Source organism: Sphingobium sp. CCH11-B1 (assembly GCF_001556865.1).
In the GTDB taxonomy this organism is placed as follows: domain Bacteria; phylum Pseudomonadota; class Alphaproteobacteria; order Sphingomonadales; family Sphingomonadaceae; genus Sphingobium.
This window is the reverse complement of the sequence record NZ_LSJY01000134.1, coordinates 13,104-34,955: the sequence shown is the minus strand read 5'-3', so window position 1 is coordinate 34,955 and position 21,852 is coordinate 13,104. Positions and strand designations below refer to the sequence as shown.

Sequence of the window (21,852 nt, the reverse complement as noted above, 5' to 3'; positions counted from 1 at the left end):
GATTCGAAAGTACGCGACTCGCGCATTCCTGCCGGTTAGCGAATAATTAACCTTTGTCCTTCAGAAGTTTTTTGGTTAATGAAATTGAACGTAAGCCGTTCTGGTGGGTGAACGGAACTGCGACGGACAAGGGGCTTCACATGCGCGTGCTGCTGATCGAGGACGAACCGACCACCGCCAAGGCGATCGAGCTTATGCTCACGACCGAAGGCTTCAACGTTTATACGACCGACCTTGGCGAGGAGGGTTTGGACCTCGGCAAGCTCTACGATTACGACATCATCTGTCTCGACCTGAACTTGCCCGACATGCACGGGTATGACGTGCTGAAGAAATTGCGCGCGGCCAAGGTCCAGACCCCGGTCCTGATCCTGTCGGGCATCAGCGAAATGGACAGCAAGGTCCGCTCGTTTGGTTTCGGTGCGGACGACTATGTGACCAAGCCCTTCCATCGCGAAGAGCTGATCGCGCGTATTCATGCCGTTGTGCGCCGGTCGAAAGGCCATTCGCAGTCAGTCATCCGCACCGGCAAGCTGTCGGTCAATCTCGACGCGAAGACGGTAGAAGTCGACGGCAATCGCGTCCACCTGACCGGCAAGGAATATGCCATGCTGGAGCTGCTGTCGCTCCGCAAGGGCACGACGCTGACCAAGGAAATGTTCCTGAACCACCTCTATGGTGGAATGGACGAGCCGGAACTCAAGATCATCGACGTCTTCATTTGCAAGCTGCGCAAGAAGCTGGCCCTGGCTTGCGGTGGGGACAATTATATCGAGACCGTCTGGGGACGCGGCTATGTGCTGCGCGATCCTGACGAACTGCCGGAACAGCAGGCGAAGGTCGCCTGACAGGTTCCTTTATCCTGCTTTCATGATTAAAGGCCGACGTCTTACTGACGTCGGCCTTTTTAATTTTCAGTTCAGCGCGGGTTCCGCTTTTTGGTTCGCAGGCGTGGCAGCGAACCGCACTGCTCCATCAGAACTCAAGGTTCAGCCTGCCATAATAGAAGCCGCCGCTGATGCCATAGGGCGCATAAGCGTTATAGAGATTGCCGGCGACCTGGCTGGCGGGCTTCAGCTTCGAGGGGTAGGTGTTAAGCAAGTTGTTAGCGCCAACCGACAATTTGACCCCCTTGGTAAGTTTCACCCCCGCTTCAAGGTCCAGGATGACCTTGGGATCGACGACATTGTCCACGAACTTCGCGGTGCAGGTGGCAGATGCAGGCGTGCAGGCGACCCAGTCTGCGGTAACCAGGCTGGTGGCACCGGCGCGAGCGTAGATTTTGCCGTAGCGCGTCGCGCGCAGGTTGAGGTTGAACGCATCCTTCTCCCACAGGATGTTGGCAATGAACTTGTCGCGCGGCGTTCCTTCCGAAAGATCGCCTTGTCGCGCGCGGCCGATAAAGGCGACGCCCGCGCCGCCGGTGACAGGGGGATCGATATGGGTGAACTTGGTCCGGTTGAAGTTGGCCGAGAGGCTGACCGTTGCCAGCCCCAAGTCGCCAAGGCCCTTCCGGTATGTCCCGACGATGTCCAGGCCGCGGGTGCGCGTATCGGCGGCGTTGGAAAAGATCAGTGCGCCAAAGACTTCCTGGATACCGTTGGCGCGCAGGATGTTGACGACGGCAGGACCTTGCAGAGTTTCGCTCAGCAGGATGCGGTCCTTCACCTTGATCTGGTAGGCATCGACCGTGAGATTGAGGCCAGGCGCGGGCGTAAGGACGATGCCGGCCGAAAGATTGGTGGACTTTTCGGGCTTCAGCGGCACGGCGCCCAAGGCGCGGGCAGCCGGGCTGTCCACCGGAAGCGCCTGCACCGGCCGGAGCACATTTTCGCCATTGATGACGACGCCGATGGTGGACGCGGAGGCATAATGTTGCTGCTGGAGCGTCGGAGCGCGGAAGCCTGTGCTTGCCGTGCCGCGGATCGCGATGCCGCGAACCGGTTCGATGCGGATCGACGCCTTGCCCGTGTCGGTCGTGCCGAAGTCGGAATAATCCTCATGCCGCCCGGCGAGGCCGAACTCCACGCCTTCGACGATCGCGCCTTCCAGGTTTACATAGGCGCTCCAATTGTTGCGGCTCCATTTGCCCGATCCTTCAGGGGGGAAGCCGCTGACGCCCTGCGACCCGATGCCGGCGGCAAATTGCCCGGCGAGATGATGACCCGCCGGGAAGCGGTAGCCGCCATTGATATAGGAAGCCGGTTCGCCCGGCCGGATGTGGAACGTGTCTTCGCGATATTCCGCGCCCACCGCCAGGGCGATCGGCTTGGCGAGCCCCAGGTCGAATTCCTTGGTCAGGTCGAGGTTCGTGACCCACTCGTCGAACTGGATGTTACCCAGATACATGTTCGTCGGACTTGCCGGGCCAAGCGACGGGTTGAGAGTGGTCGTCTGGCTATAGCCGACCTTGTCCCGTGCATAGCTGCTTGACAGGTCGAAATTCACGCCGCTTCCCACATCGCCGCGCAATCCCAGCGCGACCTGATAATCCTCATCGCGGACATGGATGCGCGGGATATAGCCTTCGGGATATGTGGAATAGATATTGTTGTTGGCGGCCGGCAGTCGATAGGTCAGCCAGCCGGCGGCATGGCGCTTGGAAAAAGTGCCGAAACTGTAAAGCTCGAACGCGCCGCCGACCGGCAGCATGGCGTCATAGCCCAAATTGCCGCCGATCACCTGCGGCTGCCCATATTTGGCGCGGTGACGGTCTACGGTGGTGTTGCGCGGGTCGGCGACGCCATTCACCGAGGGGTACCAGGCGTTAAGACCCGAGCAGTTCGCCGGGCCAGCGCAGGCGATAGGCGAGCTTGCGACCACCGTATTGTCCTGCAGCACCGCATCGCCGGAAATATGCACATATCCGCCATCGGCGCCCAGCGAGAAACCCTTGTCAGCCTGAATGCGGCCTTGCCACCCGCCATTGTCGGCGGTGCTGCCCAACGTGAGCGCTGCGCCGCCTGACGTGTCATTCTTCAGGATAACATTGACCACCCCGGCGATGGCGTCGGACCCATATTGGGCGGACGCCCCGTCACGCAACACTTCGATCCGGCTGATAGCGTTCCCGGGGATCAGATCCAGGTCCGGCGGGGATTGCCCGTTCTGTACCGACCCATTGATGAAGAGCGTGGCGCTGTTGTGCCGCCGCTTGCCGTTCACGAGCACCAGCAACTGGTCGCCACCCAGGCCACGAAGCGACAGGGTGCGTACCGCCCAGCTCGCGCCCGCGCCGTTGTTCGACACGTTGATGGAGGGGACGAGCGTGCCGAGCAGGTCTCGCACGGATTGCTTGCCGCTCGCTTCCAGATCCTTCTGGCCCAGCACGTCGATCGGGGCCAGGCTTTCCGCGACAGTACGCGTCGTGGTGCGCGTGCCTGTCACGATGATGGGGGTCGAATCCTCCACGGGTTCCGGCGCGGGGGCCATGGCCACAGCCGTTCCTGTCGCGCCTGGCACGCTTGCTTGCGCAAGCTGAAGCGCTAGCGGATTTCGCCAGGCGACGCCACGATTGGATGGAATGGCAAGGGCTATGACGCCGACGCCTGCTTCCGAAGACCGCAGCTCGGTGCCGGCGAGCAGACGGGACAGCGCCTCCTGCGTCGACATCCATCCCTGGATCCGACGGCTGCGAATTGTCGCAACTTCGTCGTAGGGGAAGAGGATGCGGACGCCCGACTGGGTGGATAATTGCCGAAGAGCGCCGCTCAACGGCTGGACATGAATGTCAAACCGGTGCCGCTGGCTAAGGCTGGCATCCGTTGTTGGCGCTGCCAGAAGTTGAGTGGGCGAAGCAAGGCATATGGCGAGGGAGACCCCCGCCAGCAATTGGCGCATCTGCATTGTCTGTTCCCCTGATTGTGGCAGCGTTCAGGCCGCTCAATGCCCCAGAACGAAGTTTCGGAGACATCCCGCTACAAGGAATGACAATTTGGCGACATAAAATGTTGCCAATAGGCTTATGAAGATTTCAACAGAGGTTACAACCGAGGCAGAGTGACGCCTTGCTGGCCCATATATTTGCCCGCTCTGTCGGCGTAGCTCACCTCGCATGGCTCATTGCCCTGAAGGAAGAGGAACTGACATGCGCCCTCATTGGCGTAGATTTTGGCGGGCAGGGGGGTCGTGTTGGAAAATTCGAGGGTGACATGACCTTCCCAGCCCGGCTCCAGCGGGGTCACATTCACGATAATGCCGCAGCGCGCATAGGTGGATTTGCCGAGGCAGATCACCAGCACGTCGCGGGGCACACGGAAATATTCCACCGTGCGGGCGAGTGCGAAGCTGTTGGGCGGGATGATGCAGACGTCCGTCTTGCGATCAACGAAACTGTTGGCTGCGAAATCCTTGGGGTCCACCACTGCGCTGTCGACATTGGTGAAGATCTTGAACTCGTCGGCCACACGCGCGTCGTAACCGTAGGACGACAGACCGTAGCTGATACACCCGTCGCGTTTCTGGTTTTCGACGAACGGTTCGATCATGCCGGTCGACACCGCCTGCTCACGTATCCACTTGTCGGAAAGAATTGCCATAGGTTTCAGCTCTTTTTCGCGGGGCCGATGCCGAGGTCGGCAGGGCCAAAGGCATGGGGAAGCAGGTCGGCGACGCGAAGGTCGAGAATGCGGTCGCCATTCGGGGTGGAACAGTAGATGGAGAGGGTACGCCCCGCCATCTGCTCAGCTTCGTTCATGATCTGGCGGCAACGGCCGCAGGGTGTGACGAGCGCCTGTTCCGCAGCGTCCATCGCGCCGCCTACGACAGCGATCGCTTCGACGTCGGCAAGACGACCTTGCGCATTGACCGACGCCAGCGCCACCGTTTCGGCGCAGAGCGACAAACCGTAACTCGCATTTTCGAAGTTGCATCCGGCGACGATGCTGCCATCGGTCAGCCGGACAGCGGCGCCCACCGCAAAGCGGCTATATGGCGCATGCGCATGGGCCATCGCTTCACGCGCGGCCGCAATCAATTGTCTCACTCGTTGTTCGTCCTGCATCAGGGCGCCACCACATTCCATCGCACCGGGCCGTTGGCCCCGTCGATATGCCGCATGTCCGTGGCTGTCCACATCACCCATGATCGCGACGCATAATCAGGCGGGAAGAAGTTGGCATCCAGCCACAATGTCCGGTTGATGCCCGACCCGACGTCATAGACCTCATCGAACTCTTCCGTGACATTGAGCAGCACGGGCTTGCCGGCATGGCTCTCCACCAGATTGACCAGCGTGTTGAGATCGGACAGCAACTGGTCGCGTCGCGGCCGTTTGCCGCACGCAGGATCGAAAGCCAGGCGGATGGCCGGGGGCAGGGCCGCATTGTCCCGCGGGACGGTGGTCATGAACGTCGTGCCCTGGTCGGCAGGACTGCGGCAAAGGCTGTAAGCCATGAGCGCGCCGTATCGCATCCCTGCCGCGCGCGCGCCGCGCCAGTTGGCGGCGAAGGCGGGATCCCGAACGCCCGTCCCGCCGGTTACGCCGATATAGGCAAAGTCGGCGCCTTGGGCCGCCAGCGTTCCCCAATCGACATGGCCGTTGGCCCCGTCGATAGTCGCGCCCTGTACGGCATAGTCAGCCCGATCCGGCGCCCATGCGCGCGCGTAGAGCCACAGCGCCGCAATCAGCGCAGCGACCACCACCAATCCCGCCCCCACGCGGACCAGCATGCCCCCGAAAGTCGTGACCCTGATTAGCTTACCCCTTGATGTGCAGCACGCAAATCAGCGTGAACAAACGTCGTGCCGTATCAAAATCAACCTCGATCTTGCCTTCCAGCCTTTCTCTCAGCATTTCGGCGGCCTCGTTATGGATGGCCCGACGCGCCATATCGACGGTTTCGATCTGCTGGGGCGACGCGTTGCTGATGGCCTGATAATAGCTGTCGCATATGGCGAAATAGTCGCGGATGGGCCGACGAAACCGGCCGAGACCCAGGATGACCGCTTCCAGCCCGCTACCGTCTTCTCGGCTGATCTCAATCACCAGCCGTCCCTCCTCCACCCGCAACAGCACTTTGTAGGGTCCGGCATAGCCGTCCGCATGCGATCGCTGTGGTGCGAAGCGGTTATCCTCCAGCAGGTCGAAGATGGCGATCCGCCGCTCTTGCTCGACATCCGCGTTCCGCCACAAAATGGTGCGCTGATCGAGCTGGATGTCTATGATGCGGGGATCGGCCATGATGAAGCGATCAGTCAGTGGGACGGTGCGCCATGAAATGCAAGTGGGACTTATCCACAGAAAGCTTTCCTCCCGCCCCCTTGCGCCCGCCAGTTCACGGGAGGAAAGAGAGCGCATGGTCGAACTTCTGAAAATTACGCCGGCCGAGGCAGGCGGCACCGAACTACCGCGCAATGTCGAGGCGGAGGCTGCGCTGCTGGGCGCGATCATGATCGACAACCGCATTGCGGAAGACGTGCAGCTCAAGCTCAAGGCCGAGCATTTCTTCGAGCCGCTCCACGGGCGGATCTACGATGCGATCATGCGCCTGCTGGACAAGGACATGGTCGCCAATCCGGTGACCCTGAAGCCCATGCTGGAGCAGGATCCGGCGTTGAAGGAACTGGGCGGTGCCGCTTATCTGGCGCAGCTCACCGGCAACGGCGCCGCGCTGATCGGCGCGCGTGATTTCGCCAACCAGATTTACGACCTTGCACTGCTTCGTCAGCTTGTGAGTGTTGGTCGGGAACTCGTTGAAAATGCGCTGGATACAAGCGAGGATGTCAACCCGCGCGAGCAGATTGAGGCAGCGGAGGTCGCGCTCTACAAGGTATCGGAAGGGGAGGGCGAGACAGGGTCCGTCAAAAGCTTCCTCGCAGCCTCCACCATGGCCGTACAGGTTGCCGAGCGCGCGCTGAACAGCGGCGGACATGTGTCGGGGATTACGACAGGCATCAACAGCCTAAACGCCAAGATCGGCGGTCTGCATAATTCGGATTTGATGATCCTTGCCGGACGTCCGGGCATGGGCAAGACTTCGCTCGCCACCAACATCGCCTATAATGCCGCGTCTCGCTGGGTCCGTGACAATGCCGACGGCATTGCGCCGGAAAAGAATATGGGCGCAAAAACGGCATTCTTCTCGCTCGAAATGTCGGCTGACCAGCTGGCGACCCGTGTCCTTGCCGAGCAATCGGGCATCAGCGGCGAGGCGTTGCGCATGGGGAAGATCAGCCGCGCCGATTTCCAGAATCTGTCTCGGGCAGCGCGGGACCTGCAGGAATTGCCCCTCTTCATCGATGACACGCCGGGCCTGACCATCGCGGCGCTGCGCACCCGTGCCCGCCGGTTGAAACGCCGGCACGACATCGGCTTCATCGTCGTGGATTACCTCCAGCTATTGCAGGGTACAGGACGCGGCAACGATAATCGCGTCAACGAAATTTCCGAAATCTCGCGCGGCCTCAAGACGTTGGCGAAGGAACTTCATGTGCCGGTGCTGGCGCTATCCCAGTTGAGCCGCGCGGTGGAGCAGCGCGAAGACAAAAGGCCGCAACTGTCCGATCTTCGCGAATCCGGGTCGATCGAACAGGACGCCGACATGGTCTGGTTCGTTTTCCGCGAGGATTATTACGAAGCAGCGAAGGAGCCGAAGGTGGAAGACGAAGCCGCTTACGCGGCGTGGCGGGAAAATATGGACCGTATTTACGGCAAGGCGGAGGTCATCGTGGCAAAGCAGCGCCATGGTTCCACCGGACGCATCCGGATGAAGTTCGATGCCAAGATCACGCGCTTCTCCGACCTTGCCGATGACGGTTATGAGGATTTGAGCTACGAATGATGGCAAGGCCATTCCCCGGCGTGCCCGGGAATGGCGATGATCAGCCGCGTGCGGCTCTCGCGCGATCGGCGACGCGTTTTTCCAGCATCGAAAGCGGCATCGCGCCTTCCTCAAGAATGGCATGAAACTGCTTGATATCGAATGATTTTCCGAGTTCCGCCTGAGCAGCTGCCCGCGCTTTGGTCCAGACGCCGTGACCGACCTTGTAGCTGGTCGCCTGCCCCGGCTGCGTGCAATAGCGTTCGACCTCGCGCTGGCAGCGTGGGCGGGCAAATCCGGTGGCTTGAACCATATAGTCCGTCGCCTGCTCCCGGCTCCATTTCTTGGCGTGAATGCCAGTGTCCACAACGAGGCGCGCGGCCCGGAACAGGAAGGACTGGAGATAACCTGCGCGGTCGAGCGGCGTCGCATACCCGCCCAGTTCGTCAGCCAGTTGTTCTGCGTAGAGAGCCCACCCTTCCGAATAGGCGCTCATGAAGGCTGTCTTGCGCAGCATCGGCACGTCGCCAGCGGTTTGCGCCGTCGAAATCTGGAGGTGATGGCCCGGCACCCCTTCATGGTAGGTGAGGGAGGGTAAACCATATTTCGGCCAGTCGCCAACATCCTTCAGGTTGATGAAATAAATGGCGGGCCGCGACCCGTCGAGTGCGGCACGATTATAGTAGCCGTTCGACGCGCCATCTTGAATCTCCACCGGTACCGCCCTGATTTCCAGCGGCGTGTCGGGGATGGTGGCAAAGGCCTGCGGGAGTTTCGCCCGCATCGCATCGATATCCCGATTGAGCTGCGCCAAAAGTGCTGCCCGTCCTTCTGCGCTGTCAGCGTACAGCTGCGAGGGATCGACGTTGAGCGCGGCCAACCGTTCGCCGATCGTGCCGCCAATACGCCCCGCGCCCTTGAGCATGGCGTCCAGTTGCGCGCTGATATCAGCCACCTGCTCGACGCCCATCGCATGAATTTGGTCAGCGGTCAGGTCCGTTGTCGTCGCCTGTTTGAGCGCCGCCGCGTAAATTTCATCTCCTCGGGGCGTCCGCCATACGCCGTCGCCTGCCGCAGTCTTGCCTTTGAGCGCTTCAATGGTGGCCATCTGTTCGTCCAGCGCGGGGTAGATCGCCTTTTCCACGACTGCGGTGGCCTGCGCCTGCCAGTCACCCGCGATGGCTTTCGCGGCCGCGCGCTTGACCAGTGACTGCACGATGGAACTGTCGGCAGCAGGCTGGCCGCGCAGCTTCTTCAACTGGCCCAGCGTCAGATCGAGTGACCAGCCCGGAGCGAGATAGCCGCGTGCGGCTTCATCCCGCTGCAACGCCGTATCGGTTCGCAGATTGCGGGCGAAAGCGTTGAGCCGGGCAATATAAGCATCGCAATCTGACGCGACGTTGATGGTGTGCGCGGTATTCAGGAAATCGGGCACCTGGAAATAGCTGCCGCCTTGCTGGAAGATGCGATAGGGCCGCTGGACGCTGTTGAGCCCGAATTTCGCGGGCACGGTCTGCTGATCCAGTGAGTATAGAATGACGTCCAGGTTGAGCCGTTGCGCATCGGATAGGGGCGCGCCCTTAAATCCGTCCAGTTCCTGAAGCGCTGCCTGAGCCGCCGCCACTTTCTTCATCGTCCCGGATCTGCTGTTGTCATCCAGCTGGCTTTTCGCTCCGGCGCGGCCACCCTTGTCGAGCCCCAGACTGGTGACCATCATGGGGGACAGGTCGAGCTGCCGTTCGAATATGGCGGCGAAGGCTGCCGAGAGACGTGCGTCATCTGCGCCGGCGGTCTGGGCACGGGCATGTGGCACGACACCGGCGATCGCCACCGCGCCGGTGCTGGTCAGAAATTGGCGGCGATCCATTGGCGACTCCCTTATGTCGTTGGAAACAGGGAGCGAGTCTATCGCGCGTTCGGCATGGCCCGTCCAGCGCCTTGCAATTTCATCACAAGCGCGGACGCACCGGCCGGTCAGAATACCGGCTGGTTAGCCGGATCTTCAGGATCGACCGGGGTGATCGGCGTGACAGGAGAATGAATGCCGCATTCAACCTTGTCCCAGCCGCGCCATCGGCCCGCACGCGGGTCTTCCCCCGGCAGCACCTTCGACGTGCACGGCTCGCACCCGATCGAGAGATAGCCTTGGGATTCCAGCGGATGGCGGGGCAGGTCGTGTCCAGCGAACCAGGCTTCCAGGTCGGTCTTCGTCCAGTCTCCGAGCGGGTTGATCTTGAGCCGCCCATCCTCGACCTCGAACCGGGGAAGGTTCTGCCGAGTCACAGACTGGAAGGCTTTCCGTCCCGAAATCCACGCGTCAAGCCCAGCCTTCGCCCGCTTCATGGGTTCCACCTTGCGAATCTCGCAGCAACCATCGGGATCGTAGGACCAGCGCAACCCGGTTTCGTCCTTCGCGGCAATGACGTCGGGCAAGGGAGAAATCGTCCGGCTGTTGGTGAAGCCGAAACGCTTGATAAGAAGGTCCCTGTAGTTGAGCGTTTCCGCGAACATCTTGAGCGTATCGACGAATATCACGTCGATGGTTGGATCGGCCTTGGCGACAAGATCAAGCAGCACGGCGCTTTCTGTTCCGAAGGAAGAGACGACCCCCACCTTGCCGGCCAGACCTTCCGCGAAGACGGCCTTGAGCATGGTGAGGGCATCCACGCCCTCGAAACGCGCATTCAACGCGTCCGCGTCCGCCTGGGTGAAGGCAGGGCGCGCATCGATGATATCGATCCGGCGGGCAGGATCAGCCATCGATTTTCTCCGGATGGCGTTTGGCCCACACAGGCTGCCGACCATCGATAGTCTTCTGATAAACGTCGGCGTAGCGACTGAGCGCGCGATCGACCGCGTCGTCGTCCAACGGCCTGGCCGGATGGAAACTGTCGAAACCGCAGCGGCGCATGGCGTTGATCTGATCGACCAGCACATCGCCCACCGCGCGCAGTTCGCCCTGATAGCCGGCTTCGCGCAGGATGCGGGCAGCCGAATAGCCGCGGCCGTCCCCGTAAGCGGGGAAATTCACCTCCACGAGCGATATCCGGTCGAGATGCGGCAGCAGTTCCCGCGCATCCTCGCCCGGTTCGATGCGGACGGCGGTGGCGTTGGACTGCCCGGTGAAAGATTCCACCGTGACTGCGGGTTCCTGTGCCGTTTCGCCGTCGCGGAAGGACAGGAACTCAACCATAGATCGCCTCCTTGAAGGGCTTCATGCCGATGCGGCGGTAGGTGTCCAGAAAGCGTTCGCCGCTGGTCCTTTGAGAGAGATAGATATCTGTGACCTTCTCGATCGCATCGACAACGCCGTCCTCGGAAAAACCGGGGCCGGTGATCTGGCCGAGCGACGCGTCCTCAGCGCCCGATCCGCCAAGCAGCAGCTGAAAATTCTCCACGCCTTTACGGTCCACACCCAGAATGCCGATATGGCCGGCATGATGGTGGCCGCAGGCATTGATGCAGCCGCTGATCTTGAGTTTGAGCTCACCCAACTCAGCCTGCCGTTCAGCATCGGCGAAGCGCTGAGCGATCTTCTGCGCCAGCGGGATGGAGCGCGCGTTGGCCAGCGCGCAATAATCAAGCCCGGGACAGGCGATGATGTCGGTGATGAGATCGAGATTGGCTTCCGCCAGTCCCGCATCCTCCAACGCCTGCCAGATGGCATGGAGATCGGCCTTCTTCACATGCGGCAGGACCAGATTTTGCGCGTGGGTGACGCGGATCTCATCGAGCGAATAGCGTTCGGCCAGGTCTGCCACGAGCGCGATCTGCTCGGCCGATGCGTCGCCGGGGATGCCGGTCAGCGGTTTCAGGCTCACATTGACGATCGCATAGCCCGGCGCCTTGTGCGCCGCGACCTGGCGATCCACCCAAAGGGCGAAAGCTGGGTCGCTGCGATCGATGTCTTCCGCAAGCCCGGTCTCATAGGCAGGCGGCGCGAAAAAGGCGCGGATGCGGTCGATTTCCTCAACAGGCGGATTGAGACCCAAAGTCCGCATATGCGCGAACTCCTCCTCGACCTGGCGTTTATATTCGTCGACTCCCAGTTCATGGACCAAGATCTTGATCCGCGCCTTGTACTTGTTGTCGCGGCGGCCATAGCGATTATAGACGCGAAGGCAGGCCTCCAGATAAGAAACGATCTCATCTTCTGCGACGAAGTCCCTGATAAGCGGGGCAACCATGGGCGTGCGGCCCATGCCGCCGCCAGCATAGACTTCCGCGCCGATCTGCCCATCCCGCGCAACGAGCTTCAGACCGATGTCGTGGAGTCGCATGGCGCTACGGTCTTCATCGGATGCGATCACCGCGATCTTGAACTTGCGGGGCAGATAGGTGAATTCCGGGTGGAAGCTGGACCACTGGCGCAGCAGCTCGGCCCAGGGCCGCGGATCCGTCACCTCGTCCGCCGACACGCCGGCATATTGATCCGACGAAATATTGCGGATGCAATTGCCGCTGGTCTGGATGGCATGCATCTCGACGCTCGCCAACTCCGCCAGGATGTCGGGCGCGTCGGCCAGCTTGATCCAGTTATACTGAAGGTTCTGGCGCGTCGTGAAATGGCCATAACCACGATCATATTTCTGCGCGATCTCGCCCAGCTTGCGCATCTGTCGCGCGGACAGGGTGCCATAGGGGATCGCAACGCGCAGCATATAGGCGTGCAACTGAAGATAGAGACCGTTCATCAGGCGCAACGGCTTGAACTGATCCTCCGTAAGCGCCCCCGACAGGCGGCGCTGCACCTGATCCCGAAATTCCTCGACGCGTGCGTCCACGATCGACTGGTCGTAGCTGTCATAACGATACATGGTTCAGATCACCCAATTGCCGGCGTCGGCATCGTTCGGTTTGATGGTCAGGTCGGGGCGCACGGTCGGTCCCAGCGCGCGGATGCGGTCCTTGATATGCGCCGGCCGGATGCCCTGGTCGGTGAGGGTGGCGTCGATAACATAGGCGCCCACGACGCGCAGCGCCGCTTCCTCGGACCGCGCCAGATCATCCCCATGCTGTCCGACATCGACGCTGTCGTTCAGTTGACGCGACCAGCCATCGCCTGCCCACCAGATGACGTCTCCCGTCACCAGATCATTGCCGGTCAGTATCTTCACGAACCTATCTCCGAACCAAATTCCTGCGACCAGCCAGTCAGAACATCCTGCGCAATGGCATGGGCTGCGACCTCGCCAACGACGATCAGTGCCGGGCTCTTCACGCGCTCGCGCTCCACCATGTCGCCAAGGTCGGCGAGCAGCGTGCGCAGCGACCGCATGTTGGCGCGTGTGCCATTTTCCAGCACGGCGACGGGGATCGACGGCGATACGCCGTCCGCGATCAACTTATCCGCGATGTCTGCTGCCGTCGCCACGCCCATGTAGATCACGAGGGTCCGGCCTTTCCCCGCCAAACCAGACCAATCCTGTTGGCTGAGGCCCTTGCATTGGCCGGCGACGAAGCTGACCGCGCTGGATGCATGTCGGTGCGTGAGCGGCAGTTGGGCTTGTGCGGCCGCGCCGATCGCCGCGCTGATGCCCGGCACGATTTCCACCGGGACGCCCGCCGCCCGGCAAGCGGCCGCTTCTTCGCCGCCCCGTCCAAATATGAAAGGGTCGCCGCCCTTCAGGCGCACCACGTTGCGCTGTTCCCGTGCAAGGTCGACAATCAATGCGTTGATCGCTTCCTGCGGCATGGAATGGCGGCTCCGCTGCTTTGCCACTGAAATGAGATCGGCATCGGCGGACGCCAGCGCCAATATCTCCGCCGATACGAGCCCATCGTGAACGATCACGTCCGCCGATGCGATCAGGCGTGCGGCCTTGATCGTCAGAAGATCGGGATCGCCGGGGCCTGCGCCGACGAGAAAGACTGTAGCAGGTGCAATTTCAGCCATGGTCGCCACATGGCGAAAGCGGCGGAGCAGTTCAATTCAGAATGGGTATGGCGGTGGTAAGGAAAAGTTTTGGCCTTCAATCGCCCATGGCGCTGACGTCTATGTCCTTCAGGCCAATACCGATCGCTGCGCGGGGATTCTCGATCTCTGCGGACACGACGGGATAGGCACAATAGTCGGCGGCATAATAGGCGCTCGGCCGATGGTTGCCAGATATCCCGGTGCCGCCGAAGGGTGCGTTGGACGCAGCGCCGGTGGTGGGGCGGTTCCAGTTGACAAGGCCCGCGCGAACGTTCGACCAGAATTGATTATATTGTTCCGGCGAACCGCCTATCAGCGAAGCGGACAGGCCATAGCGCGTATTGTTCGCTTCCTCGATCGCCGCATCGAAGTCGGACACGCGGATTACCTGCAGCAGCGGACCGAAAAGCTCGACATCTGGTCGTTCCTTCATTCCCGTGACATCGATGATAGCTGGTGAGAGAAAGGGCAGGCCCTTGTGTGGGCGTACCATATGCTTGATCGGCTTGCCGCCGTTGCTCATGAGGTACAGAAAGCTCTCCGTCAGGCCGTCTGCCGTCTGGTTGTCGATCACGGGACCCATATAGGGTGCCGGATCCGCATGTGGATGATCAACGATCAGCCGGTCGGCTAGCTTCTTCACCTCGGGGATGAGCTTATCCGCCATGCTGTCCCTCACGATCAGCCGACTGGCCGCCGTGCAGCGCTGACCGCTGGTCATGAAGGCCGACTGGACGACGATCGTCGCTGCGGCGTGAAGTTCCGGCGTGTCCCAGACCACGATGGGGTTGTTGCCACCCATTTCCAGCGCGAGGATCTTCGCGGGCTGCCCTGCGAATTGGCGATTGATCGCGATGCCGGTTTGCGCGGAGCCGGTAAACAGGATGCCGTTTACAGCGGGATGAAGGGCCAGGGCCTTGCCGCTATCGGGACCACCCTGGAGCACTCGGACTGCGTCTGTGGGTACGCCTGCCTCATGATACAGTCCCACCAGCATCTCGCCCACCGCCGGCGTTTTTTCGGACGGTTTGAACACCACGGCATTACCGGCCAGTAGCGCAGGGATGATATGCCCGTTCGGCAGGTGCGCCGGAAAATTATAGGGGCCAAATACCGCCATCACGCCATGGGGTTTGTGCCGTACCGACTGGCGCGCGCCCAGATTGGCCTCCAGACGACGCTGACCGGTGCGTTCGGAATAGGCCGCGACGCTGACATCCACCTTGCCGATCACCGCGGCGACTTCGTTGCGGGCGTCCCACATCGGCTTGCCAGTCTCGCGCGCGATCAGGTCCGCCAGAGCATCTTCGTGCCGACGCACCACATTTACGAACCTGCGAAGCGTTTCAATCCTGTAGGCGATAGGCTGTGCCGCCCATTTCGGCCATGCGCGTCTTGCACGATCGACCTCCGCGTCGACGTCTCCCGCTTGACCCTGCCACAACAGGGTGCCGGTCGCGGGTTCATGAGACAACAGGTCAGCAGGCATGGGGCGGATATGGCGGAAAATAGTTAAGGATAAAATGACCGACGGGATGGAGGAGCCTTCAAGGTGGAGGTGGCGCGGTGCCGAGCGCGTCGCCCATGCGCCGGATGGCGGTCACCTTGTCATGAAGGGGGGACCAGTCGTCGCGCTCGTCGATCGCGCTCCAGATCGCTTCCACCTCGTCAATATGCATGGAGCAGGGCGCTTCATCTGACCAATAGGGGTGATCCCTGGCACCCGCACAGGGAATGAATGCTGCCATCGCGTTCCGGAAGGCGGTCCATGCACTATCGCCATAGGCATTGGAATCCAGCAGACTGCCGCCGCGCCAGTCATGAAAGAAGCGATCGATGGGCGTGCCGGTAGCGATCATGCCGCGCACGGCCGCTTCGGTCATCACACCGGCGTCTCCGTCCCCGACGCCCAGGCGCCAGCAAAAGCGGCGCTGAAGGGCTTGCGAATAGAGGGATGGAAAATGTTCCAGGCTCTCGATCAGGGGATCGGCTTCCATGATCGTTCGCAAGCTGACGGCCAATTGCGCGACGTCCCAATGGATAGCTTCGGCTTGCCGTCCGAAGGCGTAAAGCCCGGCATGGTCGAAATAGGCCGCGGTAAAGCCTGGCTCCCACAACGGGGTGAACCGCCAGGGGCCGTAATCGAAACTTTCGCCCGTGACGTTGATGTTGTCACTGTTGAGCACGCCATGGACGAAGCCTGCCACCATGTAGCTCGCCGCGAGATCGGCCGCGCGTTCGACCACATGGTTGAACAGCTGTGCTGCCGGGTTGCTGCCTGGACGCTGCCCGTAGAGACGAGTCAGGCTGTACTCGACCAAACGCTCGAGGAACGGCCCATCGCCGTGATAGGCTGCGCGTTGGAACGTGCCGATCCGGATGTGGGAGTGGCTCAGCCGGACCAGCACGGAACCACGGGTGGGCGACGGTTCGTCGTTGCGTTCCAGCGCCTCGCCCGTTTCGATAAGGGACAAGGTTCTCGAAGTGTTGACGCCCAATGCCTCCAGCATTTCCGTCGCCAGTATCTCGCGAACGCCGCCCTTCAGCGTCAGCCTGCCGTCGCCGAACCGGCTATAGGGCGTCTGGCCTGAACCCTTGGTGCCCAGATCCAGCAGGCGACCTCCCTTTTCAAGCAGCTGCGCGAACAGGAAACCGCGCCCATCGCCTATGTCGGGATTGTAGTGACGGAACTGATGACCATGGTAGCGCAAGGCCAATGGCTGGGGCAAACTGCCTTCCAGTGGAGAAAAGCGGCCGAAATGCGAGACCCAATCTCTATCGTCCAGACCTTCCAGCCCGACAGATGCCGCCGCTCTGTCATTACGGTACCGCAGGATCGTCTGCGGGAACGAGGCGGCCGCGACCGGCGTGGCGATGTCGGGCATCAGCGCGTCGATTTCGGTTGCGGGACGGTAATTGGCGGCTTGCAGGGGCTGGCTCATACGGCGATATGGGGTGCAGGCATCCGAAGGATCAAGCTTGAGCGGCTATAAGGACGGATATTGGTGGTCGCCTGATGGCCTCCGGCTTCATTACCGCGATTATGCCGGCGGTGACGATAGCCGACCGCCCTTGCTTTGCCTGCCGGGGCTGACCCGCAACGCGCGGGACTTCGAGCCATTGGCCGCCCGGCTTGCGGGCCAGTGGCGGCTTATCTGTCCAGACATGCGCGGGCGGGCCGAAAGCGCCTATGCCAAGGATGCGATGACCTATGTCCCCTTGGTGTATCTTCAAGACATCAGCCGCTTGCTGGCGGACCTGGCCATCACCCGGTTCGTAGCAATCGGGACGTCGCTGGGCGGTGTCATCACGATGCTGATCGCCGCCACGCACCGGGAATGGTTGGCCGGAGCGCTGCTCAACGATGTAGGACCGGTGCTGGATGAGGGCGGGCTCGCGCGGATCCGGTCCTATGTCGGCGTCGGGCAGTCGCACCCGACATGGGTCCATGCGGCGCGCGCCCTGGCGGAGGCGAATGGCGACGTCTATCCCGGCTACGATCTTGAAGACTGGCTGGCCATGGCGAAGCGGCTTTATCGGTTGAACAGTGGTGGGCGGATCGTGCTGGATTACGACATGAAGATCGCGGAGCCGATCCGCGCCATGGGAAGCGAGGCGGGGGTGGACATGTGGCCAGTGATGCAGGCGTTTCGCGACATCCCGACGCTGCTGCTGCGGGGAGCGCGGTCCGACCTGCTGAGCGATGCGACTGCGCGCCGGATGGCTACTGAGATCGGCGGCAATGCAGAACTTGTCACCGTGCCGGACGTCGGTCACGCACCCACTCTGGCCGAGCCGGAAAGCGCGGCCGGCATCGATCGTCTGCTGGCCCGTGTGCTGCATGGGTGAACGGCCCCATATTCTTCACGTCCACGGCAGTTTTTCTCTTGGCGGCAAGGAAGCTCGAGCGGTTCGCTTGATGAACGTCTGGGGTGACCGGGCATCGCACAGCATCATGAGCGCGGATCCCGACGCCATGGGCGCGCGCGACGCGATCGATCCTGCGGTTGTGGTGGATTTTCCCGCAGGTCCATCCTTTGCCGGGAAGCCCAACCTTGCGCGCTATCGGGACATCAGGACGTTTCTGCGCCGTTATGATCTTGTTCTGACCTATAATTGGGGTGCGATGGACGCCGTCATGGCGCATCGACTAGCGGTACGAAGACATGGCTTGCCTCCGCTGATCCACCATGAGGATGGCTTCAATGCCGACGAGGCCGATGGCCTGAAGGCGAAGAGGAACATGTTTCGGCGTTTGGCGCTGCGGTCGGCGCACGGGCTGGTGGTGCCCTCCGCCAGGCTGGACAAGATCGCGCGCACCATATGGAAGCAGCCCGCCGACAAGATACATCTCATCCGCAACGGCATTGACGTCGCTTCCTACGCTCAACCGCCTGCGGGCGACGCCATAGCCGGCCTGGTCCGTTCGCCGGGCAAGTTGCTTGTCGGAACGCTGGCGGGGTTGAGGGCGGTCAAGAACATTCCGCGGCTCGTCCGCGCCGTCGCGCCGCACCAGGACCGGCTGCAACTGGTCGTCGTAGGGGAGGGGCCGGAGCGAGAGGCGATCCTGAGAGAGGCTGCGGCGTGCGGACTCGGCGACATCCATATGGCGGGCTTCATGGACCGGCCATGGCGTTTCATGGGGCTGTTCGACATTTTCGCCCTTTCTTCGGACAGCGAGCAATTTCCCATTTCGCTGGTGGAGGCGATGGCGGCCGGCTTGCCTGTCGCATCGATGGACGTCGGCGACATCGCCAATATGGTGGCGCCGGAAAATCGGCCGTTCATCGTTCAAGACGAGGCGGGGCTGGCAAGGTCGCTCGCGGGGCTAGCGGATGATGCCGATCTCAGGCTGCGCCTGGGCGAGGCAAACCGCTCAAGGGCCAGTCGGGATTTTACCGAAGCAGGCATGATCGACGCCTATGCCACGCTCTATGGACAAGCTCTGGCCAGTCCCATGATTTTGCGATAGGGGGGCGCGAAAATTCGTCATCGGCGGCAATTGCTGCTATAGGCTAGCCTTTATCCGGTCGCGGGGCCGGGCTGTTGTTGCGGGAGAAGTCGTTGTTCAAGGGGTTGAAGCCCATCGTCTATGGTGGCCGCGAAGTGTGGCCGCTCGTTGAAGGCGGCAAGGGTGTTGCGGTTTCCAACCATGCGAGTTCGGGTGCGTGGGCCGCGGCGGGCGGCATCGGCACGGTTTCGGCCGTAAACGCGGACAGCTACGACAGTTTCGGTAATGTCATCCCGCAAATTTATCATGGTCGCACACGCCGTGACCGGCACGAAGAACTGATCGCCTACGCCATCGACGGCGCGGTGGAGCAGGTGAAGCGCGCGTTCGAGATCGCCGGCGGCAAGGGCGCGATCAACATCAACGTTTTGTGGGAAATGGGCGGGGCGCAGCGCGTTCTCCACGGCGTGCTGGAAAAGACGAAGGGCATGGTCTCGGGTGTCACCTGCGGGGCTGGCATGCCGTACAAGCTTAGCGAGATCGCGGCATCCTACGGGGTGTCCTACCTCCCGATCGTTTCGTCGGGCCGCGCCTTCCGCGCCTTGTGGAAGCGCGCCTACTCCAAGGCGTCGGAGTGGCTGGCTGCTGTCGTCTATGAAGATCCCTGGCTTGCCGGGGGGCATAACGGCCTGTCTAACGCTGAAGATCCCCGCGCCCCGCAGGATCCCTATCCCCGTGTCCGCGACCTGCGCGCCACGATGCGCGAAGGCGGGATTTCGGATGATGTGCCGATTGTGATGGCTGGAGGCGTCTGGCATCTCAAGGACTGGAACGACTGGATCGACAATCCGGAGCTGGGCGCGATTGCCTTCCAGTTTGGTACGCGCCCGCTGCTTACGCAGGAAAGCCCCATACCGCAACTGTGGAAGGAGCGATTGATGCAGTTGGAGCCGGGCGATGTCCTGCTTCACCGCTTTTCACCCACCGGCTTCTACAGTTCCGCGATCCGCAACCCGTTCCTGCGGCAACTCGAAGCGCGCTCTGAACGCCAGATTCCCTTCAGCACCGAGCAGGCGGGTGATCACACGCATCAACTCGACGTCGGCGTCAAGGGCAAGAATTTCTGGGTTACGCTGGGCGACCTCACCCGCGCACGGGAATGGGTGGGGAAAGGCTTCACATCCGCGCTCAAGACGCCAGACAACACGCTGGTCTTCGTAAACGAGGAGGAAAAGGCGGAAATCCGGAAAGACCAGACAGACTGCATGGGCTGCCTGTCGCAATGCGCCTTTTCCAGCTGGATGGACAGCGAGACCAATTCCACCGGCCGCCTTGCCGATCCGCGCAGCTTCTGCATCCAGAAATCATTGCAGGAAGCGGTGCATGGCGGCGATTTGGACAAGAACCTGCTGTTTGCCGGCCATGGCGCCTACAAGTTCAAGCAGGATCCTTTCTATTCCAACGGTTTCGTGCCGACCGTGAAGCAACTGGTCGATCGGATACTGACAGGCGACTGATGGTGGCAGACATCCAGGGACTGGCAGTGCTTCATTATGGCGCTGCGGATTTCGACATCGTTCAGTCGGGACAGTTCGTCCTTTGCGCGGTCTCCGGCGCGCGTATTGATTTGGAAGACCTGCGCTACTGGAGTGCGGAACTGCAGCAGGCCTATCGCGGGCCGCAGGAAGCAACACAGGCTCTGGTTCGCAATTCGGCGGACTGAACGGCCCAGTGGCACACAGGGATTTTTAGCAATGTTGCAAATGTCGGATTTGCAAAATTGCTATTCTCGTTTTCACCAAGTTGCGCTATCCTCTCTGCGAGGTGACGAAGATCACCCAAAATGGAAGGATGGTGTCTGGTGTCCCGGATCGATGTCTTTGGCGATCGTATTTGCATAGTTTCGAGCCTGCTCATCGTCGGCTGGTTCCTATACAGCATCGTCGCCTGAAAGCGCTTACCGGCCGGATAGGGTCGGTGTAAAAGCTGGCCTGCGCCGCTGCCAAACAAAGCTATTTGGCTTTTTCCCGAGAAATGTCCGATCAGGATGTCGAGCTTCATGCTCCGCGGCTTTTGAAGGATGTCAGCTTGCTCCGCGTCATCAACGGCTAAAGCGCACGGTTCCGAAGCGACAACGCCAGGTTTCGTGTTCCCCTACCAAGGAGAAGACGATGATCCACCATGGTTCCAATATCCGTCGCCCACGCGACATCCGGCCTCAACGGCACATCTATCTGCCCCATTCATCCTGGACGGCGCGCGAACCGTCGACCAAGTCGGACCGCGCGATCGCACCTGAAGACTTCTGGACGCGCCTCGGCCTTTGATCCGCACGATCACCGAAATACGACTGTCTTGCCCCTGTTGAGCAGCACGCGCCGGTCGGCCATCCAGCTGACGGCGCGGGCAAGTACCTGCGCCTCGATATCCCGTCCTATGCGGATCATGTCGTCGGCGGTAGCGCGGTGATCCACACGTTCGACCGCCTGCTCGATGATCGGACCTTCATCCAGATCGGCAGTGACGAAATGCGCGGTCGCGCCAATCAGCTTGACGCCCCGGTCATAGGCGCGGTGATAGGGGCGCGCCCCTTTGAAGCCGGGCAGGAAGCTGTGGTGGATGTTGATGCAGCGTCCCGCAAGGCGTTCGACCAATTCTTCGGACAGCACCTGCATGTAGCGCGCGAGGACCAGATAATCGGATCGGGTGCGCTCGAACAGATCGAGAAGGGTTGCTTCCTGTACGGCTTTATCGCCATTCGCCGGTAGCTCATGATACGGAATGCCGTGCCATTCCGTGGTGCGGCGCATATTGGGATGGTTCGACACCACACCCATGATGTCGATTGCCAGGGTTCCGGTCTGCCATCGGTGCAACAGGTCGGCGAGGCAGTGCGACGCTTTCGATACAGCGATCAGCATGCGGGGGCGATGGTCGGCGGGGGACAGGGACCAATCCATCGCAAAGGCGGCACCCACAGGTGCGAATTCAGCGCGCAGCGTCTCCGTGTCCGCCATCCGGCCATCGGTAGCCTCGAACGCGACGCGCATGAAGAACAGGCCGGCGTCGCGATCCGCATATTGCTGGCTGTCCGTGATGAATCCCCCGCGTTCCGCAAGAAAGCGGCTGACCGCGGCGACGATGCCGACGCGATCCGCGCAGACCAGGGTCAGAACCCAGGATGGAAAGACAGACATAGCCACGACACCCTCCGCAAATAGTGC

21 protein-coding genes are annotated in these 21,852 nt (G+C 61.5%); 7 read left to right on the top strand and 14 right to left on the bottom strand.

Translation table 11 applies throughout. The annotated features are described in order from the left end of the window. The first annotated feature begins 140 nt into the window (after positions 1-140). Entirely contained in the window at positions 141-848 is a 708-nt protein-coding gene (gene ctrA / locus AX724_RS14060) for a response regulator transcription factor CtrA (protein ID WP_066767510.1), read from the top strand. 127 nt (positions 849-975) lie between these two features. Here ctrA and AX724_RS14055 read toward each other — a convergent pair whose 3' ends face one another. The 5 genes from AX724_RS14055 to AX724_RS14035 all read right to left on the bottom strand — a co-directional run bounded on the left by AX724_RS14055 (position 976) and on the right by AX724_RS14035 (position 6,181). Beyond that, complete coding sequence (locus AX724_RS14055; RefSeq protein WP_066767506.1) at positions 976-3,846, bottom strand: TonB-dependent receptor plug domain-containing protein; 2,871 nt, start codon at positions 3,844-3,846, stop codon at positions 976-978. Between the two features lie 137 nt (positions 3,847-3,983). Continuing rightward, complete coding sequence (dcd, locus tag AX724_RS14050) at positions 3,984-4,538, bottom strand: dCTP deaminase (RefSeq protein ID WP_066767505.1); 555 nt, start codon at positions 4,536-4,538, stop codon at positions 3,984-3,986. Positions 4,539-4,543: 5 nt separating this feature from the next. Next, a complete protein-coding gene (locus AX724_RS14045; protein ID WP_443018717.1) occupies positions 4,544-4,984 on the bottom strand; it encodes a cytidine deaminase in 441 nt (146 codons plus the stop codon). 17 nt (positions 4,985-5,001) lie between these two features. Then, positions 5,002-5,670, bottom strand: coding sequence for a GH25 family lysozyme (locus tag AX724_RS14040; protein WP_066767502.1), 669 nt, complete (start codon positions 5,668-5,670; stop codon positions 5,002-5,004). A gap of 28 nt (positions 5,671-5,698) precedes the next feature. Next, entirely contained in the window at positions 5,699-6,181 is a 483-nt protein-coding gene (locus AX724_RS14035; protein ID WP_066767499.1) for a UPF0262 family protein, read from the bottom strand. A gap of 115 nt (positions 6,182-6,296) precedes the next feature. Between AX724_RS14035 and AX724_RS14030 the strand changes: the two genes are divergently transcribed. Next, a complete protein-coding gene (locus tag AX724_RS14030) occupies positions 6,297-7,781 on the top strand; it encodes a replicative DNA helicase (RefSeq protein WP_066767496.1) in 1,485 nt (494 codons plus the stop codon). 40 nt (positions 7,782-7,821) lie between these two features. Here AX724_RS14030 and AX724_RS14025 read toward each other — a convergent pair whose 3' ends face one another. From AX724_RS14025 to AX724_RS13990, 8 genes are all read right to left on the bottom strand, one after another. Next, a complete protein-coding gene (locus AX724_RS14025; RefSeq protein ID WP_066767493.1) occupies positions 7,822-9,627 on the bottom strand; it encodes a DUF885 domain-containing protein in 1,806 nt (601 codons plus the stop codon). A 107-nt stretch (positions 9,628-9,734) separates the two neighbouring features. Continuing rightward, positions 9,735-10,520 carry a phosphoadenylyl-sulfate reductase gene (locus AX724_RS14020; protein WP_066767491.1) on the bottom strand — a complete coding sequence of 262 codons (786 nt, stop codon included), beginning with the start codon at positions 10,518-10,520 and terminating at the stop codon, positions 9,735-9,737. Then, positions 10,513-10,953 carry a DUF934 domain-containing protein gene (locus AX724_RS14015; RefSeq protein ID WP_066767489.1) on the bottom strand — a complete coding sequence of 147 codons (441 nt, stop codon included), beginning with the start codon at positions 10,951-10,953 and terminating at the stop codon, positions 10,513-10,515. The genes AX724_RS14020 and AX724_RS14015 overlap by 8 nt, the downstream gene beginning before the upstream one ends. Then, the gene (locus tag AX724_RS14010; RefSeq protein ID WP_066767488.1) at positions 10,946-12,577 is read right to left on the bottom strand and encodes a nitrite/sulfite reductase; all 1,632 of its coding nucleotides are present in this window, start codon (positions 12,575-12,577) and stop codon (positions 10,946-10,948) included. The genes AX724_RS14015 and AX724_RS14010 overlap by 8 nt, the downstream gene beginning before the upstream one ends. 3 nt (positions 12,578-12,580) lie before the next feature. Then, complete coding sequence (locus AX724_RS14005) at positions 12,581-12,877, bottom strand: DUF2849 domain-containing protein (RefSeq protein ID WP_066767487.1); 297 nt, start codon at positions 12,875-12,877, stop codon at positions 12,581-12,583. Next, positions 12,874-13,656: a uroporphyrinogen-III C-methyltransferase gene (gene cobA / locus AX724_RS14000; protein WP_066767486.1), complete on the bottom strand. Its 783-nt coding sequence runs from the start codon at positions 13,654-13,656 to the stop codon at positions 12,874-12,876. The genes AX724_RS14005 and cobA overlap by 4 nt, the downstream gene beginning before the upstream one ends. A gap of 76 nt (positions 13,657-13,732) precedes the next feature. After that, positions 13,733-15,166, bottom strand: a complete 1,434-nt coding sequence (astD, locus tag AX724_RS13995; protein WP_066767481.1) for a succinylglutamate-semialdehyde dehydrogenase — start codon at positions 15,164-15,166, stop codon at positions 13,733-13,735. Positions 15,167-15,224: 58 nt separating this feature from the next. Next, positions 15,225-16,619 (bottom strand): protein adenylyltransferase SelO family protein, encoded by a 1,395-nt coding sequence (locus AX724_RS13990; RefSeq protein WP_066767479.1) that lies wholly within the window; start codon positions 16,617-16,619, stop codon positions 15,225-15,227. Positions 16,620-16,656: 37 nt separating this feature from the next. On the opposite strand from AX724_RS13990, the gene AX724_RS13985 reads away from it, so the two are divergent. The 5 genes from AX724_RS13985 (at position 16,657) to AX724_RS24080 (ending at position 20,955) form a co-directional block, all read left to right on the top strand. Next, entirely contained in the window at positions 16,657-17,526 is an 870-nt protein-coding gene (locus AX724_RS13985) for an alpha/beta fold hydrolase (protein ID WP_066767477.1), read from the top strand. Continuing rightward, positions 17,519-18,649 carry a glycosyltransferase gene (locus AX724_RS13980; protein WP_066767475.1) on the top strand — a complete coding sequence of 377 codons (1,131 nt, stop codon included), beginning with the start codon at positions 17,519-17,521 and terminating at the stop codon, positions 18,647-18,649. The genes AX724_RS13985 and AX724_RS13980 overlap by 8 nt, the downstream gene beginning before the upstream one ends. 92 nt (positions 18,650-18,741) lie before the next feature. Next, the gene (locus AX724_RS13975) at positions 18,742-20,145 is read left to right on the top strand and encodes an NAD(P)H-dependent flavin oxidoreductase (protein ID WP_066767748.1); all 1,404 of its coding nucleotides are present in this window, start codon (positions 18,742-18,744) and stop codon (positions 20,143-20,145) included. Continuing rightward, positions 20,145-20,351 (top strand): DUF2093 domain-containing protein, encoded by a 207-nt coding sequence (locus AX724_RS13970; protein WP_066767473.1) that lies wholly within the window; start codon positions 20,145-20,147, stop codon positions 20,349-20,351. Before AX724_RS13975 ends, AX724_RS13970 begins: the two co-directional genes overlap by 1 nt. Positions 20,352-20,799: 448 nt before the next feature. Further along, positions 20,800-20,955 (top strand): hypothetical protein, encoded by a 156-nt coding sequence (locus AX724_RS24080; RefSeq protein WP_197421585.1) that lies wholly within the window; start codon positions 20,800-20,802, stop codon positions 20,953-20,955. Positions 20,956-20,964: 9 nt separating this feature from the next. Here AX724_RS24080 and purU read toward each other — a convergent pair whose 3' ends face one another. Then, complete coding sequence (purU, locus tag AX724_RS13965; protein ID WP_066767470.1) at positions 20,965-21,825, bottom strand: formyltetrahydrofolate deformylase; 861 nt, start codon at positions 21,823-21,825, stop codon at positions 20,965-20,967. Positions 21,826-21,852: the final 27 nt, after the last annotated feature.